Source organism: Acidovorax sp. Leaf160 (genome assembly GCF_001424265.1).
Classification (GTDB): Bacteria; Pseudomonadota; Gammaproteobacteria; order Burkholderiales; family Burkholderiaceae_C; genus Paracidovorax.
On sequence record NZ_LMOV01000029.1, the window covers coordinates 177,732 to 194,502 of the forward strand.

Here is a 16,771-nt window from a genome sequence, read left to right on the forward strand (position 1 = left end):
CCTTTCTCTCTTTTGTTTTTTCCGCCTCTGACCGGAGCCTCGTTCCATGTCCATCACGCCCCAGGAAGCCCTGCAACGCACCATCGAGCACCGTGAAATCTTCCAAGACGAGATGCTGCACCTGATGCGCCTCATCATGCGCGGCGAGCTCTCGCCCGTGATGACCGCCGCCATCGTGACCGGCCTGCGCGTGAAGAAGGAAACCATCGGCGAGATCACCGCCGCCGCGCAGGTGATGCGCGAGTTCTCCACCAAGGTGCACGTGCAGGACGCGCGCCACCTGGTGGACATCGTGGGCACCGGCGGCGACGGCGCCAACACCTTCAACATCTCGACCTGCGCCATGTTCGTGGCCGCCGCCGCGGGCGCCAAGACGGCCAAGCACGGCGGGCGCGGCGTCTCCAGCAAGAGCGGCAGCGCCGACGTGATGGAGTCGCTGGGCGTGCACATCAACCTCGCGCCCGAGGCCATCGCGCAGTGCATCGCCGAGGTGGGCATCGGCTTCATGTTCGCGCCCAACCACCACCCGGCCATGAAGAACGTGGCGCCGGTGCGGCGCGAACTGGGCGTGCGCACGATCTTCAACCTCCTGGGCCCGCTCACCAACCCGGCGGGCGCGCCCAACATACTGATGGGCGTGTTCCACCCCGACCTGGTCGGCATCCAGGTGCGTGCGCTGCAGCGCCTGGGCGCCGAGCACGCGCTGGTGGTCTACGGCCGCGACGGCATGGACGAGGTCAGCCTGGGCGCCGCCACGCTGGTGGGCGAGCTGAAGAACGGCCAGATCACCGAGTACGAGATCCACCCCGAGGACTTCGGCCTGGCGATGGCCAGCAACCGCACTCTGAAGGTGGACACGCCCGAGCAGTCGCGCGAGATGCTGATGGACGTGCTGCGCGGCCAGCCCGGCCCGGCGCAGGACATCGTCTGCCTGAACGCGGGCGCCGCGCTGTACGCCGCGGGCGCGGCCGGCTCCATTGCCGACGGGCTGGACAAGGCGCGTGCGGCCATCGCCAGCGGCGCGGCGCTGGCCAAGCTGGAGCAGCTGGTGGCGCGCACGCATGCCCTGGCGGCCGCCACTGCCTGATCCGCAACGAACACGAACCCGAGGTTTCCCATGTCCGACATCCTGAACAAGATCATCGCCGTCAAGCGCGAAGAAGTCGCCGCTGCGCAAAAGAAGATGCCGCTGGCCGCGATGCGCGCCGATGCGGAAAGCCGCGTGCTCACGCGCGATTTCGAGGGCGCGCTGCGGGCCAAGGTCGCCAAGGGCCAGGCCGCCGTGATCGCCGAGATCAAGAAGGCCAGCCCCAGCAAGGGCGTGATCCGCGCCGACTTCGTTCCCGCCGACATCGCCCAGAGCTATGCCGACGGCGACGGCCGGGTGAGCGCGGCGTGCCTCTCGGTGCTGACCGACCGGCAGTTCTTCCAGGGCCAGCCCGACTACCTGAAGCAGGCGCGCGCCAGCTGCCAGCTGCCGGTGCTGCGCAAGGATTTCATGATCGACGCCTACCAGATCTATGAGAGCCGGGCGATGGGCGCCGACGCGATCCTGCTGATCGCCGCCTGCCTGGACGACGCGCAGATGGCCGATCTGGAGGCCATTGCACGCAGCCTGGACATGGCCGTGCTCGTGGAGGTGCACGACCGCGCCGAGCTGGACCGCGCGCTGAAGCTCAAGACGCCGCTGGTGGGCATCAACAACCGCAACCTGCGCACCTTCGAGGTGTCGCTGCAGACCACGCTCGAGCTGCAAAAGGCGGTGCCGTCCGACCGGCTGCTGGTGGCGGAGTCGGGCATTCTGGCGCCAGCCGATGTGAAGACGCTGCAGGATGCCGGCGTGAACGCGTTCCTGGTGGGCGAAGCGTTCATGCGGGCCGAGGACCCCGGCCTGGCGCTGGCCCGTCTCTTCGGCTGAACGCTATTAATTTCATAGCCTCCTGCGCTGGATGATCCAGCGCAGGAGGCCCTTTTGACCATGAGTTCCATGCCTGACGCAACTTCCAGCGACGCCACCCAGCTGCAATCCGCCGACCCGGCCGACTGGCCCGTCGCGCCCGGTTGGCAGCCGCTGGTCGATGCGTTCTTCGCCAGCCCGCGCGGGCAGGCGCTGCGCACCTTCCTGCGGTCGCGCCTGGAAGCGGGTGCGGTGATCTTCCCGCCCAAGCCGCTGCGTGCGCTGGAACTGACGCCGCCCGAAGCCGTGCGCGTGGTGATCCTGGGGCAGGACCCGTACCACGGGCGCGGGCAGGCCGAGGGCCTGGCGTTTTCGGTGGCGCCGGGCGTGCAGTTGCCGCCGTCGCTGCGCAACATCTTCAAGGAGATGCAGCGCGACCTGGGCCAGCCCTTTCCCGCCTGGCCCGAGCCCGGCGGCAGCCTGGTGAAGTGGGCGAAGAACGGCGTGCTGCTGCTCAACACCGGTCTGACGGTGGAGGAAGGCCAGGCCGCCAGCCACGCCGGCAAGGGCTGGGAGCAGCTCACCGACGAGGTGATCCGCCATGTGGCCGAAGGCGAGCGGCCGGTGGTGTTCATGCTCTGGGGCTCGCACGCGCAGTCCAAGCGCGTGTTCATTCCGGAGGACCGGGGGCATCTGGTACTGACATCCAACCACCCGTCCCCGCTGTCGGCGCTGCGCCCACCGGTGCCGTTCATCGGCAACGGGCATTTCGGACAGGCGCGGGCGTTCCGGCAGCAGCACGAGGGCAAGGGCTGAACGGTTCGGGGCCCGGGTTGTCGGGACGGGCTTCGACAGGCCCAGCCTGAACGGTGGGGAATTGCTCGGCGGCCAGGTACCGCCCCCCACCCGCACGCACTGAACCGGTCGAAGCGCCTGCCCCTTCGCTTGGCCCCCTCACTCTCCCGCCAGCCGCTCCTTCAGCAACTCCAGGAAAGCCCGCGCCGCCACCGGCAGGCTGCGGCCGGCCAGGGTCTGCACTTCGATGTCGCGCAGATCCATGCCCACGTCGGCCAGCGGGCGCGCCAGCACCCGGCCGGCGGCCACCATGTAGCGGGCACTCACCTCGCTGGACACCGACACCCCGCCGCCGTGCGCGACGAAGTTCAGCAGCGTCTTGGCGTGGTTCGATTCGATCACCGGCGCGAGGCGCAGGCCCTGGCGGCCGCAAGCGATGTCCACCATCTGGCGCACCGCCGTCTCGGGCGGCGGCAGGCCCAGCGGGTACTGCGCCATGCGCGCCAGGGTCACGCGCGGCGCGGCGGCCAGCGGGTGGCCGGGCGGCAGCACGGCCAGCACGGGCGCGCTCTGGCGGTATTCGACATGGATGTCCTTCTGCGGGGCGCGGCTGAAGCACACGCCGATGTCCACGGTGCCGGCGCGCACCGCCTCGGGCACCTGCGGCGTGGGCAGCGACTGCACGCTGAAGGCGATGCCGGCATGCGTGCGCTGGAACTCCACGCACAGGCGCGGCAGCAGTTCGTTGGCGAAGGCGTCGGAGGTGGCCAGCCGCACCTGCCCGGCGCGCAACCCCTGCAGCGCGGCGATCTCGCCCAGCGCACGGTCCGCGTCCAGCCCCGCACGGCGGGCGTGCGCGGCCAGGATCTCCCCGGCCGCCGTGAGCACCATGCCCCGCGGATGGCGCTCGAAGAGCGGCGTGCCCAGTTGCTCTTCCAGTCCCGCGATCTGCCGGCTGAGTGCGGACGCCGCCACGTGGAGGCGCGCCGAGGCTTCGGTGAGCGAGCCGCTTTGCGCCACTTCCAGGAAGTAACGTACGGCGGTGTCCTGGAGCAGTTGACGGCGCATGGGCTGCGGGTTCGGAAGCGTTGCGGGCGGCGGCATGAGCATTGCCGCAGAAAGGGAATCAGTATGGCCTGCTTTGCCGGCTTGGCAAACCGTGTTGCCCAATCGGTGGTGGTCTTGCTCACCCCGTGTTCTTAAGATGGCTGCAGCAGCCGTCCGCCACCAGCAGACTGCCCGCCCCCGATGTGCGCCCATCCGGCCTGGCTTTTTTCCGTCGTGCCACCTGCCCGCTCGCTGACCCGGCGTCCGGCATTGCCTGGCCACCACGCATCCATCCCTTCTCCGGAGTCTGTTCCATGCGCGTTCTCTCATTTCTGACCTTGTTGGCGGCCGCCGTGCTCGGCACGCAGGCGCCGGCCCTGGCGCAGCCCGCTTCCGCTGCCGCCTCCTGGCCCCAGGGCCCGGTGCGGGTGATCGTGCCGTTCCCGGCCAGCGGGGCCACCGATCTGGTGGCGCGCGTGGTCACCCAGCGCGTGGGGCAGGAGCTGGGCCAGCAGTTCGTGGTGGACAACAAGCCCGGCGCAGGCGGCACCATCGGCGCGGCCGAAGCGGCCAAGGCCAAGCCGGACGGCATGACGCTGCTGCTGACCACCAGCAGCACGCACGCCATCTCGCCCCATCTGATGCCGAAACTGGCCTACGACGCGCAGCGCGACTTCGTCCCCGTGGCGCATGTGGCGGACGCCCCCAGCGTGCTGCTGGTCACGCCCTCGCTGCCGGCCAGGTCGGTGGCGGAACTCATCGCCTATGCCAAGGCCAACCCCGGCAAGCTGAACTACGCCACCAGCGGCAACGGCACCATCGTCCACCTGAACACCGCCGCGTTTGCCGCGCAGGCCGGCATCGAGATGACGCACGTGCCCTACAAGGGCACGGCCCTGGCCATTCCCGACCTGGTGACGGGCCAGGTGCAGGTGCTGTTCGATTCGCTCCCCACCGGCATGCCGCACGTCAAGAGCGGCCGCCTGCGCGCCCTGGCCGTCACCAGCGCCCAGCGCAGCAGCCTGGCGCCGGAGCTGCCCACGCTGGCCGAATCGGGCCTGCCCGGTTTTTCCTCGGTGACCTGGTTCGGCGTGTACCTGCCGGCCGGCGCCTCGCCCGCGCTGGTCGAGCGCGTCCATGCCGCTTTCGCCCGCGCCATCCAGGCGCCCGAGCTGGCCGCCAGCCTGGCCAAGCTGGGCGTCGAACCCGCCAAGCCCAGCACGCCTGCGCAGTTCGGCGCGCTGGTGCGCACCGACAGCGACCGCTGGGCCGCCGTCATCCGCCAACACAAGATCACGCTGGAATGAAGAAGGGCACGCCATGACCGCACAGAACGCATCGAACGCATCGAACGCATCGCACGCACGGAACGCGTCCCAATCCCTGGACTGGACGCTGCCCTACGCCTCCCACCGCAGCGCCGTGATGGGCCGCAACGTGGTCTCGACCTCGCAGCCGCTGGCCGCGCAGGCGGGCCTCGCCATGCTGCAGGCCGGCGGCAACGCGGTGGATGCCGCCATCGCCGCCGCCATGGTGCTGACGGTGGTCGAGCCCACCGGCTGCGGCCTGGGCAGCGACGGCTTCGCCATCGTCTGGGACGGCCAGGAGCTGCACGGCCTCAACGCCTCGGGCCGCTCGCCCGCCGCCTGGACGCCGGAATACTTCCAGAAGCTCGGCGGCGCCATTCCCGAGATGGGCTGGAACGCGGTGACCGTGCCCGGCGCCGTGTCGGCCTGGGTGGCCCTCTCCCAGCGCCTGGGCAAGCTGCCCTTCGCCCAACTGGCCCAGCCCGCCATCGACTACGCCCGCAACGGCTTTCCCGTGTCGCCGACCATCGCCCGCCTGTGGGCGCTGGGCGCGCAGAAGCTGGGCGCCCAGCCCGGCTTTGCCGAGTGCTTCATGCCGGATGGCCGCACGCCGCAGGCCGGCGAGATCTTCCGCAGCGAGGCCCATGCGCGCACGCTGGAGCTGATCGCCGCCACCGAGGGCGAAGCCTTCTACCGGGGCGAGCTGGCCGAGAAGATGGCCGCGCACGCGGCGGCGAACGGCGGCGCCATGACGATGGAAGACCTGGCCGCGCACCGGGCCGACTGGGTCGGCACCGTGAGCCAGCGCTTCGGCGATTCGGTGATCCACGAGATTCCGCCCAACGGCCAGGGCATCGCCGCGCTGATGGCTCTGGGCATGCTGGACCGCATCGACGGCGGGCGCGGCATCGGCGCGCACCCGCTGGACAGCGTGGAGACGGTGCACGCCAGCATCGAAGCCATGAAGCTCGCGCTGGCCGACCTCTACCAGCACAACGCCGACGGCGACCACCTGCAGGTGGCATCGGCCGAGCTGCTGCATGCCGACTACCTGGCCGAGCGCGCCGCGCTGATCGACCCCGAGCGGGCCAGCGACCCGGCCTACGGCACGCCCCGCCGGGGCGGCACGGTGTACCTGGCGGCAGCCGATGCGTCGGGGATGATGGTCTCGTTCATCCAGTCCAACTACATGGGCTTCGGCTCGGGCGTGGTGGTGCCGGGCACCGGCATCAGCCTGCAGAACCGGGGCCACGGCTTCACGCTGCAGGCCGGCCACGCCAACTGCGTGGCGCCGGGCAAGCGCCCCTCGCACACCATCATCCCGGCGTTTGCCATGCATGCCGACGGCACGCCGCAAATGGCTTTCGGCGTGATGGGCGGCCCGATGCAGTCGCAAGGCCACACGCAGATGGCGCTGCGCGTGCTGCGCTACGGCCAGAACCCGCAGGCCGCCGCCGATGCGCCGCGCTGGCGCGTGACGGGCGGCAAGGGCGTGGCGGTGGAGCCGCATTTTGACGCCGCCGTGGTGGAGGCGCTGCGCGCCCGGGGCCACGAGGTGACGGTGGAGGCCGGCAACGGTGTCTTCGCCTTCGGCGGCGCGCAGCTGGTGCTGCGCCAGGGCAGCCACTACATCGCCGGATCGGACCCGCGCAAGGACGGGCACGCCGTGGCGTTCTGACGCAGGGGCCGTGCGCACCGGCCGATGGCCGATGCGCACGGCCCCATCCTTATGCTATTTTTTTAATAGCATTAAACCCTTGTATATCAAGCGCCAGAGGCCGATTTCACCCCAAAAACGGTTCAACGCCGCTCCCGCACCGTGAGCCAGGCGCTGGCCGCGCCGCTCAGCACGATGGCGGCGATGCCGGCCAGCGACCAGCTGTCGGGCACGTGCCGGTAGACCGCCCAGCCCGCCAGCATGGCAAAGCCGATCTGGCTGTAGAGGAACGGCGCCAGCGTGACCGGCGTGGTGCGCGCATAGGCCTGCATCAGCAGCATGTGGCCGCAGGCGCTCAGCAGCCCCATCAGGAACATGCCCAGCCAGAGCCACGGGTCGTGAATGCTCACCCAGGCGAACGGCACCACCAGCGACACCAGCGCGGTGGCGATCCAGCCGGTGTAGAGCTGGGTGGTGGCCGGGCTTTCGTGGCCGGCCATGCGGCTGCTGATGACCTGGTAGCCGGTGCCCGTCGCCAGCAGGCAGAGCGGCCAGAACAGCGCCCAGCCGAAGGCCTGGCCGCCCGGGCGGATGATGGCCAGCGTGCCGGCCAGCCCCATCGCCACCAGCACCCAGCGCGCCGGGCTGACGCGAAAGCCCAGCCAGAGCGCGGCCACCACCGTCACGCACAGCGGCGTGGTGGCGACGATGGCGGTGAATTCCGCCAGCGGCATGTGCAGGATGCTCAGCAGCGCGAAGAGACTCATGGCCACGAACAGCACCGCGCGCAGCACCTGGAAGCGCGGCTGCGTGGTGCGCAGCGCCTGCCGCCCCTCGCGGTGCAGCACGTAGGCGGTGGTGAGCAGGGTGTGGAACAGGTAGCGCGCCCACAGCATCATCAGCAACGGCAGGTCGCTGCCGATGGCCTTGGTGGTGAGGTCCAGCAGCGCGAAGCAGGCGCAGGCCGCCACGACCAGCGCGATGCCCGCCAGCGCCCCGCCCGCGCGGAGGCCGGCGGTGGCACCCGGTGCGGCGCCGCCAAGGCCCGGGCGCTGGCCGCCCTGCGTCATTCCACGCGCGGCGTGCTGCGCTCCAGCAGCATCGAGTCGCCGTAGCTGAAGAACCGGTAGCGCTGCGCGATGGCGTGGCGATAGAGGCCCATGACGTGGGCATAGCCCGCGAAGGCGCTGACCAGCATCATCAGCGTGCTCTTGGGCAGGTGGAAGTTGGTGATCAGCAGGTCCACCACGCGAAAGCCGAAGCCGGGCGTGATGAAGATGTCGGTGTCGCCCGATGCCTGGCCCGAACGCGCCCACGATTCGAGCGTGCGCACGGTGGTGGTGCCCACCGCCACCACGCGGCCGCCGCGCTGGCGGCAGCGCTCCAGCGCGGCCAGCGTCGCCTGCGGCACTTCGTACCACTCGCTGTGCATGCGGTGCTCGGCCAGGTTCTCGGTCTTCACGGGCTGGAAGGTGCCGGCGCCGACGTGCAGGGTGACGCTGGCGCGCTCGATGCCGCGCGCGGCCAGGTCGGCCAGCACGGCTTCGTCGAAGTGCAGCGCAGCGGTGGGCGCGGCCACGGCGCCCGGGGCGCGGGCGAACACGGTCTGGTAGCGCTGGCTGTCCTCGGCTTCGTCCGGGTCGTGCTCGGCGTTCTGCTGGCGCTCGATGTAGGGCGGCAGCGGCAGGTGGCCGTGGCGCTCCATCAGCTCCCACGGGGTTTCGCCGGCCGGGCCGTGCAGGGCGAAGCGGAACAGCGGGCCGTCTTCGCCCGGCCAGCGCGACAGCAGCGTGGCGTCGAAGCCGCCGGCCTGGCGGCCGCCTGCCATCCGCACGGTGCTGCCGGGCACAGGCTTCTTGCTGACCTTCATGTGGGCGACGACTTCGTTGCCCGCGCCAGCCTCGGCGGACAGCACCCGCTCGATCAGCAGTTCCAGCTTGCCGCCGCTGGCCTTTTCCCCGAAGACGCGGGCCTTGACCACGCGCGTGTCGTTGAACACCAGCAGGTCGCCCGCGCGCAGCAGGCCGGGCAGCTCGCGGAAGATGCGGTCGGCGGGCTCGCGGCTGCGGCCGTCGAGCAGGCGCGAGCCGCTGCGCTCGGGCGCCGGGTGCTGGGCGATGAGTTCGGGCGGCAGGGCGAAGTCGAAGTCGCCGAGGGTGAAGGGGCGCGCCGGTGCGCCTGCGGATTCATGAGAGAGGGAAGAAGGCGTCTGCATGTCGCTTGAGGGCCTGACAGGCCCGTGCCAAGGAGTGGAAAAAACCCAGAAAGTCTGGCCAGGAGACGCCGAGGATAGCGCGCTGCCGCGCGCCCTGAGGCTCACTCCACGATGGAGCCGGCCCACAACTGATTGAGGTCGGCGAAGTTCCAGCGCGCCGGGTCTTCCCGCGCCACGATCTTTTCGGTGCAGCCCGGCGCGGCCAGGCTCACGCGCTCGGGCGGAATGCGCAGGTCGGACTTGGTGGAGAAGAACACCTTGATGATCGGCGTGGTGAGCGACTGGGGGGACTGCTCCACCACCACGCCGATGCGGCCGGAGGCCAGCCGCACCAGCGAGCCCACCGGGTAGATGCCGATGCTCTTGACGAAGGCCTGGAACAGCCGCTTGTCGAAATGGCTGCCGCTCCACTCGGCCATGCGGCGCAGCGATTCCGCCGGGTCCCAGCCGCGCTTGTAGGGCCGGTCGGAGGTGATCGCGTCATACACGTCGCAGATGGAGGCCATGCGGGCGACGACGCTGATCTCCTCGCCCTGCAGGCGGTGCGGGTAGCCGGTGCCGTCCATCTTCTCGTGGTGGTGCAGGCAGGCGTCGAGCACCGCGTCGGACACGCCGCCCGCCTCGCGCAGCATGGCGTGGCCTTGCTCGGAATGGCTGCGCACCACGTCGAATTCATCGTCGGTCAGCTTGCCGGGCTTGTTCAGCACGGACAGCGGAATGCGCGCCTTGCCCAGGTCGTGCAGCAGGCCGGCCAGGCCCGCGTCGCGGGTGGCGGCTTCGTCCAGCTGGAGCTGCCGGGCCAGCGCCACCATCAGGGCGCAGACGGCCACCGAATGCATGTAGGTGTAGTCGTCGGCCGTCTTGAGCCGGGCCAGGCTGATGAGCGCGCTGGGGTGCCGGTTCACCGAATCGGAGATCTCATCCACCAGGTTCTGCACACCGATGGCGTCCACCGCATGGCCCATGCGCGCTTCGTTGAACATGTTGAACACGGCATCGCGCGCCTGGGTGCAGATGGCGGCGGCGGCGCGCAGTTCGCCGGCCATGGTGGTGGGTTCGCGCCGGCGCGTCCGGAGGGGGGGCGGGGGCTCCGCCGGGGCGGTCGAGGTGGCCGGTGCGGACGACTCCAGGCTGGCGAAGTCGGTGTCGATCTGTGCGTCGGCCTCGGCGCGGGTGGTGCCATCCACGCCCTGGGCCACGTCGGCGCCGCGGGAGGTGTCGATCCATACCTCGTGGATCTCGGTCGCGAGGATGCGCGCCAGGTCCTTGGGGTCGGCCAGCACGAAACCGCTGCGCCAGAACGGGTGGTCCATCCAGGACCCACAGAACTGGTGCAGGTACATGCCCAGGGACAGATGTTGGACGCTGATTCGCTTGAGCATGGGTGGCGGAAGGCTCGATGCGCCCGACTGGAAACAAAAAGAAAGGTCCGCGCATGGTAGCCTTTTCCGTTCATGCCGGACCCGTACTTTCTCCCAGGTGGTAGTTATGCCCCGCGCCCGTAACGGCGCCGGGGCCGCGGGGGCCGGTGGCGCCGCACCCGCTGCCGTCCCGTCCGCCCGCGCCCAGCCCAGCCCGGCGCAGAAGGCGCTGCACAAGCTCGGCCTGGTGCGCGACATCGACCTGGCGCTGCACCTGCCGCTGCGCTACGAGGACGAAACCCGCATCACGCCGATCCGCAATGCGCGGGACGGCGACTCCGTCCAGATCGAGGCCACCGTCGTCTCCAGCGAAGTGCAGTTGCGGCCCCGCCGCCAGCTGCTGGTGACGGTGGAGGACGAGACCGGCACCTGCGAGCTGCGCTTCTTCAGCTTCTACCCGTCCCACCAGAAGACCATGGCGGTGGGCGCGCGGCTGCGTGTGCGCGGCGAGATCAAAGGGGGCTTCTGGGGCCGGCAGATGCTGCACCCGGCGTTCCGCTTGGCGGGCGGCGAGCTGCCGGCCGCGCTCACCCCCGTCTACCCCACCGTGGCGCAGCTGCCCCAGGCCTACCTGCGCCGCGCCGTGGCCGGCGCGCTGCTGCGGGTGGACCTGTCGGACACGCTGCCGCCCGACGCCGACCCGCCGGTGCACCATTTTTTCGACCACAACGGCGTGCAGCGCTTGTGGAACCTGCGCGAGGCGCTCTTCTTCCTGCACCACCCCACACCCGATGTGGCGCTGTCCACGCTGCAGGACCACAGCCACCCGGCCTGGCAGCGGCTGAAGGCCGAGGAGCTGCTGGCCCAGCAGCTGTCGCAGCTGCAGTCCAAGCGCGAACGCGCCCGGCTGCGCGCGCCGGAGTTGCGTGCGCAGCCGGGCTCGGGCGGCAAGGAGGCAGCCCCCGGCAGCAGCCTGCCGCTGCACGAGCAGCTGCTGGCCGTGCTGCCCTTCGGCCTGACCGGTGCGCAGCGCCGCGTGGGCGAGGAAATCGCCCGCGACATCGCCCGGCCCGTGCCCATGCACCGGCTGCTGCAGGGCGACGTGGGCTCGGGCAAGACCGTGGTCGCCGCGCTGGCCGCCGCCGTCTGCATGGAAGCCGGCTGGCAGTGCGCGCTGATGGCGCCCACCGAGATCCTGGCCGAGCAGCATTTCGCCAAGCTGATCGGCTGGCTGGAGCCGCTGCTGGCCGCGCGCGGACAGCGCGTGGCCTGGCTGGTGGGCGGTCAGAAGAAGAAGGAGCGGGCCGCCATGCTGGCGCTCATCGCCAGCGGCGAGGCGGCGCTGGTGGTCGGCACGCATGCCGTGATCCAGGACAGCGTGCGGTTCCGCAACCTGGCGCTGGCGGTGATCGACGAGCAGCACCGCTTCGGCGTGGCCCAGCGGCTGGCCCTGCGGCAGAAACTGGACGGGCGCGCCGCCGCCGGGCCGCCCCCAGGCGGCGCAGGCCCCTTGGGGGGCAGCGACCCGCGCAGCGGCGGAGCGTGGGGGCCGTCGGCTCCCATGGAGCCGCACCTGCTGATGATGAGCGCCACGCCCATCCCGCGCACGCTGGCCATGAGCTACTACGCCGACCTCGACGTGTCCACTATCGACGAGCTGCCGCCCGGGCGCACGCCCATCGTCACCAAGCTGATCGCCGACAGCCGCAAGGACGAGGTCATCGGGCGGATCGGCGCGCAGGTGGCGGGCGGGCGGCAGGTGTACTGGGTGTGCCCGCTGATCGAGGAGAGCGAGGCGCTGGATCTGTCCAACGCCACGGCCACGCATGCCGACCTGAGCGAAGCCCTGCCCGGCGTCATGGTCGGCCTGCTGCACTCGCGCATGCCCAGCGCCGAGAAGAAGGCCGTGATGGACCTCTTCAAGAGCGGCCAGATGGGTGTGCTGGTCAGCACCACCGTGATCGAAGTGGGGGTGGACGTGCCCAACGCGTCGCTGATGGTGATCGAGCATGCCGAGCGCTTCGGCCTCAGCCAGCTGCACCAGTTGCGCGGCCGGGTGGGGCGCGGAGCGGCGGCGTCCGCATGTGTTTTGCTGTATTCCACAAATGACAGCGGCCGCCTGGGCGAGACCGCCCGCGACCGGCTGAAGGCCATGGCGGAGACCAACGACGGCTTCGAGATCGCCCGCCGCGACCTGGAGATCCGTGGCCCGGGCGAATTCCTGGGCGCCCGCCAGTCGGGCGACGCGCTGCTGCGTTTCGCCGACCTGGCCACCGATACGCTGCTGCTGGACTGGGCGCGCGAGCAGGCGGCGGTGATGCTCGACCGCCACCCGGCGCTGGCGGAACGGCACGTGCAGCGGTGGCTGGGGGGCAAGTCGGACTATTTGAAAGCCTGAGCGCCGCGGCGGCGGCGGCGCCTTCGCGGAGGCTGGCTGCCGGGCCCTGCGGCCCCGCCGGGCGCGGCCACCCCCTGCCGGTTGCCGACTGTTGCCGACCAATGGACTCGGAAAGCGGTTACCCTTGTCTTTTTGCGCCCGAGGGCGGCCCTCTGCAACGCAGCCAGCCTGCCATGTGCCCGCCGCACGCAGACCCCGCGGCATGACGCAGCCCCTTGCGCCGCCTTCGCGCTCCACCTGATCCATGACTCTCACCGAACTCAAGTACATCGTCGCCGTCGCCCGCGAAAAGCACTTCGGCCGTGCCGCGGACGCCTGCTATGTCTCGCAACCCACGCTGTCGGTGGCCGTCAAGAAGCTGGAAGACGAACTGGAGATCAAGCTGTTCGAGCGCAGCGCGGGTGACGTCTCGGTGACGGCGCTGGGAGAGGACATCGTGCGGCAGGCGCAGAGCGTGCTGGAGCAAGCCGCCGCCATCAAGGAAATCGCCAAGCGCGGCAAGGACCCGCTGGCCGGCGTGCTGACGCTGGGCGTGATCTACACCGTCGGCCCCTACCTGCTGCCCGAGCTGGTGCGCCACGCCATCGCCCGCACGCCGCAGATGCCGCTGATGCTGCAGGAGAACTTCACCACCCGCCTGCTGGAAATGCTGCGCACCGGCGAGATCGACTGCGCCATCATGGCCGAGCCCTTCCCGGACACCGGCCTCGCGATGGCGCCGCTCTACGACGAGCCCTTCCTGGCCGCCGTGCCCAGCAGCCATCCGCTGGCCGAACAGGCCTCGGTGTCGGCCTCGCAGCTCAAGAGCGAAACCATGCTGCTGCTGGGCACCGGCCACTGCTTCCGCGACCACGTGCTGGAGGTCTGCCCCGAGTTCGCCCGCTACGCCAGCAATGCCGAAGGCATCCGCCGCACCTTCGAGGGCTCTTCGCTGGAGACCATCAAGCACATGGTGTCGGCCGGCATGGGCGTGACGCTGGTGCCGCGCCTGTCGGTGCCGCGCGACGCCCTGCTCACCGGCACCCGCCGGCGCAAGAGCGACGACAACCACATCCGCTACCTGCCCATCGCCGAGGACGACGGCAGCGCGCCGCCGATGCGCCGCGTGGTGCTGGCCTGGCGCCGCAGCTTCACCCGCTACGAAGCCATCGCCGCGCTGCGCAACGCGGTCTATGCCTGCGAGCTGCCAGGTGTGACGCGCCTGTCCTGACGGAGCCCCTGGCACTGCACTGCGCGGCGCAGCGCGGTTCTGGGCACGCGGCACCGGGCCGGCCTACCGACGCCGCCGCTGCGGAGATCATCCCGGCGGCCCCACTGCCCGGCGAGCCCGAAATGCCTTCGCGCATGCGCTAAAGTGCCGACACTGCGCGACCCCGAGGGGCTTGCAGCGCCGTGCGACTGCAGCGCAAGGCTCCCTCGTCTGGCAGACAGTGCAAAGCCGCCACCGTAAGGTGATCAGTTTCGTCAACGAAGGAGTTCTCCCATGGCCAAGGCCCCCGCCACCAAGCTCGCCGCCACCAGCAAGACCGGCGCGCCCCGCATCAACATCGGCATCAGCGACAAGGACCGTGCCGCCATCGCCCAGGGCCTGTCGCGCGTGCTGGCAGACACCTACACGCTCTACCTGACCACGCACAACTTCCACTGGAACGTGACCGGTCCCATGTTCAACACGCTGCACACCATGTTCATGGGGCAGTACACCGAACTGTGGAACGCGGTGGACCCGATCGCCGAGCGCATCCGCTCGCTGGGCCACCCTGCCCCGGGCTCGTACGCCCAGTTCGGCAAGCTGACCTCGCTGCCCGACGTGCCCGCCGAGCCGCCCCACGCGCTGGAAATGGTCCGCATTCTGGTCGAAGGCCATGAAGCCGTGGCCCGCACCGCCCGCGAACTCTTCCCCATCGCCGACAAGGCCAGCGACGAGCCCACGGCCGACCTGCTGACCCAGCGCCTGACGGTGCACGAGCAGACCGCCTGGATGCTGCGCGCCCTGCTGGAAGAGTAAATTCGGCAGGCGCCGCCGCGCCGAGCGCCCGCCTCCAGCGCTCTCTGAGACAACGCCCGCCGCTGCGGGCGTTTCCATTTCCAGCCCGTACTCCGCATATGCCCATATCCCCCCTGCCCGCCCCGCGATCCCGCCTGTCGCTGTATCTGGACCTGATCCGCTGGAACCGGCCCGCCGGCTGGCTGCTGCTGCTGTGGCCGACGCTGGCGGCGCTCTGGATCGCGGCCGAGGGCTTTCCCGGCTGGCACCTGCTGGTGGTGTTCACGCTCGGCACCATCCTGATGCGCAGCGCCGGCTGCTGCGTGAACGACGTGGCCGACCGCGAGTTCGACCGCCACGTCAAGCGCACCGCCCAGCGGCCGGTGACCAGCGGCGCGGTGTCGCCACGCGAAGCCCTGGCCGTCGGCGCCGTGCTGGCCCTGGTGGCGTTCGCCCTGGTGCTGACGACCAACGCCGCCACCATCGCCTGGTCGGTCCCCGCGCTGGCCGTGACGCTGGCCTACCCGTTCGCCAAGCGTTTCGTCTCCATGCCCCAGGCCGTGCTGGGCGTGGCCTTCAGCATGGGCATCCCGATGGCCTTCACGGCGGTGGGGCGCGACGTGCCGTGGCTGGCGCTCTGGCTGGTGCTGGGCAACCTGTTCTGGGTGCTGGCCTACGACACCGAATACGCCATGGTGGACCGGGACGACGACCTGCGTATCGGGATGAAGACCTCGGCCATCACGCTGGGGCGGTGGGACGTGCCGGCGGTGATGGGGTTCTATCTTCTGCTGGTGGTGATCTGGGGGGTGGCGCTGGCGCCGCTGTCGCTGGGCGTTGCCTGGTACCTGGCGCTAGTGGGGGTGCTGGTGCAGGTGGGGTGGCATTGGACGTTGATTCGGGGGAGAACGCGGGAGGGGTGTTTTGCGGCGTTCAGGGCGAATCATTGGGTGGGGTTTGTGTTGTTCGTGGGGGTGGTGTTGGGGTTTGCCTTTCGGTGATTTGCTAGCTTTTCTATAGTTATAGGCGCTTTTTAAGAGGGGCTGTCAGTTCAGCTCCGACCGTTCGGGGTGAGGTTTTCGAAGCCTCGTTGCGCTGCCGGGGCGGTGCTGGCGGGGGCTGGGCCTTTGCTTTCCGGGGCCGGGATTTCGCCCCGGCGGGCGAGTAACTTTCTTTCGTCTCGCCGAAAGAAAGTCACCAAAGAAAGGGCGACCCTTGATGCTCGGTCGGCGGGTGCTGCCGCAGAACTCACTGCGCGCACTGCGTGCGCTCCGTTCAGACAACTGCGGCAAGTCAGAGCACGAAGTGCGTGTGTCCTTCGGCACACGCACGCACCCGCCGCCCTGTGCTTCTCGGCACGCACAGAAGGGAGTGGGGAGCCACACGGGCCATCGCTGCGCTCGGCCCCCAATGCGCGCGCTGCGCCCAAGCCAGGGCCGAGCGCAGCGACGGCCCGGATCGGGCCTTCGGGTTCCCTTCTGTGCGTGCCGAGAAGCGCAGCGCGTGAAGGGCGCATGCGTGCCGCAGGACACGCATGCTCAGTTGTCTGAACGGAGCGCTGAAAGCGCGCAGTGAGTTCTGCGGCAGCCCTTCACGCGCGAGCATCGCAGGTTGCCCCGTAGCGCAGCGAAGGGGACACGCACAGTAGGGTCGCCCTTTCTTTGGTGGGCGGAGTCAAGTCCGAAGTGCAACRCAKGGGCTACTGCAGAGAGGCTGTGCTGCCGCCGGCCTGGCTGAGAGCGAGCGCAAAGACCTGAAGGGGTGTTCGCCAGTCCAGTGTCTGACGCGGCCGGGTGTTGAGCGTGCTGCCGCCGGCCTGGCTGAGAGCGAGCGCAAAGACCTGAAGGGGTGTTCGCCAGTCCAGTGTCTGACGCGGCCGGGTGTTGAGCAGATCGGCGATCGCATCCAGATCCCGCTGGGAGTGCAGCGACAGGTCTGCGTTCTTGGGCAGGTACTGGCGCAGCAATCCATTGGTGTTCTCGCAACTGCCTCGCTGCCAGGGACTGTGCGGATCGCAGAAGTACACCTTGACCCCGGTGTTGGCCGTGAGTTGGGCATGGCGCGCCATCTCCTTGCCCTGGTCGTAGGTCAGGCTCTGGCGCATCGG

The 16,771-nt window shown here is 70.1% G+C and carries 13 protein-coding genes and 1 pseudogene; 9 read left to right on the plus strand and 5 right to left on the minus strand.

The features are described 5' to 3' along the window. The first annotated feature begins 46 nt into the window (after positions 1 to 46). The 3 genes from trpD to ASF94_RS20500 all read left to right on the plus strand — a co-directional run bounded on the left by trpD (position 47) and on the right by ASF94_RS20500 (position 2,713). Complete coding sequence (gene trpD, locus ASF94_RS20490) at positions 47 to 1,087, plus strand: anthranilate phosphoribosyltransferase (protein ID WP_056671069.1); 1,041 nt, start codon at positions 47 to 49, stop codon at positions 1,085 to 1,087. 30 nt (positions 1,088 to 1,117) lie between these two features. Further along, the gene (gene trpC, locus ASF94_RS20495; protein ID WP_056671071.1) at positions 1,118 to 1,918 is read left to right on the plus strand and encodes an indole-3-glycerol phosphate synthase TrpC; all 801 of its coding nucleotides are present in this window, start codon (positions 1,118 to 1,120) and stop codon (positions 1,916 to 1,918) included. A gap of 69 nt (positions 1,919 to 1,987) precedes the next feature. Then, on the plus strand, positions 1,988 to 2,713 hold the full coding sequence (locus ASF94_RS20500; RefSeq protein ID WP_369818687.1) for a uracil-DNA glycosylase: 726 nt from the start codon (positions 1,988 to 1,990) through the stop codon (positions 2,711 to 2,713). A 138-nt stretch (positions 2,714 to 2,851) separates the two neighbouring features. Here ASF94_RS20500 and ASF94_RS20505 read toward each other — a convergent pair whose 3' ends face one another. Further along, positions 2,852 to 3,760 carry a LysR family transcriptional regulator gene (locus ASF94_RS20505; protein ID WP_056671166.1) on the minus strand — a complete coding sequence of 303 codons (909 nt, stop codon included), beginning with the start codon at positions 3,758 to 3,760 and terminating at the stop codon, positions 2,852 to 2,854. Positions 3,761 to 4,053: 293 nt separating this feature from the next. Between ASF94_RS20505 and ASF94_RS20510 the strand changes: the two genes are divergently transcribed. Together ASF94_RS20510 and ASF94_RS20515 are read left to right on the plus strand one after the other, a co-directional pair. Beyond that, the gene (locus ASF94_RS20510) at positions 4,054 to 5,046 is read left to right on the plus strand and encodes a tripartite tricarboxylate transporter substrate binding protein (protein WP_056671077.1); all 993 of its coding nucleotides are present in this window, start codon (positions 4,054 to 4,056) and stop codon (positions 5,044 to 5,046) included. A gap of 118 nt (positions 5,047 to 5,164) precedes the next feature. Beyond that, positions 5,165 to 6,724, plus strand: coding sequence for a gamma-glutamyltransferase family protein (locus tag ASF94_RS20515; protein WP_235505449.1), 1,560 nt, complete (start codon positions 5,165 to 5,167; stop codon positions 6,722 to 6,724). Positions 6,725 to 6,846: 122 nt separating this feature from the next. On the opposite strand, the gene ASF94_RS20520 is transcribed toward ASF94_RS20515, so the two are convergent. The 3 genes from ASF94_RS20520 to ASF94_RS20530 form a co-directional block, all read right to left on the minus strand. Further along, the gene (locus ASF94_RS20520) at positions 6,847 to 7,773 is read right to left on the minus strand and encodes a DMT family transporter (protein WP_082493457.1); all 927 of its coding nucleotides are present in this window, start codon (positions 7,771 to 7,773) and stop codon (positions 6,847 to 6,849) included. Beyond that, positions 7,770 to 8,918, minus strand: a complete 1,149-nt coding sequence (gene queA, locus ASF94_RS20525) for a tRNA preQ1(34) S-adenosylmethionine ribosyltransferase-isomerase QueA (RefSeq protein ID WP_056671081.1) — start codon at positions 8,916 to 8,918, stop codon at positions 7,770 to 7,772. The genes ASF94_RS20520 and queA overlap by 4 nt, the downstream gene beginning before the upstream one ends. Before the next feature lie 101 nt (positions 8,919 to 9,019). Next, positions 9,020 to 10,300, minus strand: a complete 1,281-nt coding sequence (locus ASF94_RS20530) for an HD-GYP domain-containing protein (protein ID WP_056671083.1) — start codon at positions 10,298 to 10,300, stop codon at positions 9,020 to 9,022. A gap of 106 nt (positions 10,301 to 10,406) precedes the next feature. Here ASF94_RS20530 and recG point away from each other — a divergent pair, with 106 nt between their 5' ends. The 4 genes from recG (at position 10,407) to ubiA (ending at position 15,665) form a co-directional block, all read left to right on the plus strand. Further along, complete coding sequence (recG, locus tag ASF94_RS20535; RefSeq protein ID WP_056671086.1) at positions 10,407 to 12,677, plus strand: ATP-dependent DNA helicase RecG; 2,271 nt, start codon at positions 10,407 to 10,409, stop codon at positions 12,675 to 12,677. A 244-nt stretch (positions 12,678 to 12,921) separates the two neighbouring features. Beyond that, complete coding sequence (locus ASF94_RS20540) at positions 12,922 to 13,887, plus strand: LysR substrate-binding domain-containing protein (protein ID WP_056671089.1); 966 nt, start codon at positions 12,922 to 12,924, stop codon at positions 13,885 to 13,887. Positions 13,888 to 14,160: 273 nt separating this feature from the next. Continuing rightward, a complete protein-coding gene (locus ASF94_RS20545) occupies positions 14,161 to 14,685 on the plus strand; it encodes a Dps family protein (RefSeq protein WP_056671092.1) in 525 nt (174 codons plus the stop codon). A gap of 98 nt (positions 14,686 to 14,783) precedes the next feature. Next, positions 14,784 to 15,665, plus strand: coding sequence for a 4-hydroxybenzoate octaprenyltransferase (ubiA, locus tag ASF94_RS20550; protein WP_056671095.1), 882 nt, complete (start codon positions 14,784 to 14,786; stop codon positions 15,663 to 15,665). Between the two features lie 812 nt (positions 15,666 to 16,477). On the opposite strand, the pseudogene ASF94_RS20555 reads toward ubiA, so the two are convergent. Beyond that, positions 16,478 to 16,771, minus strand: a pseudogene (locus ASF94_RS20555) (IS30 family transposase); the annotation flags it as partial.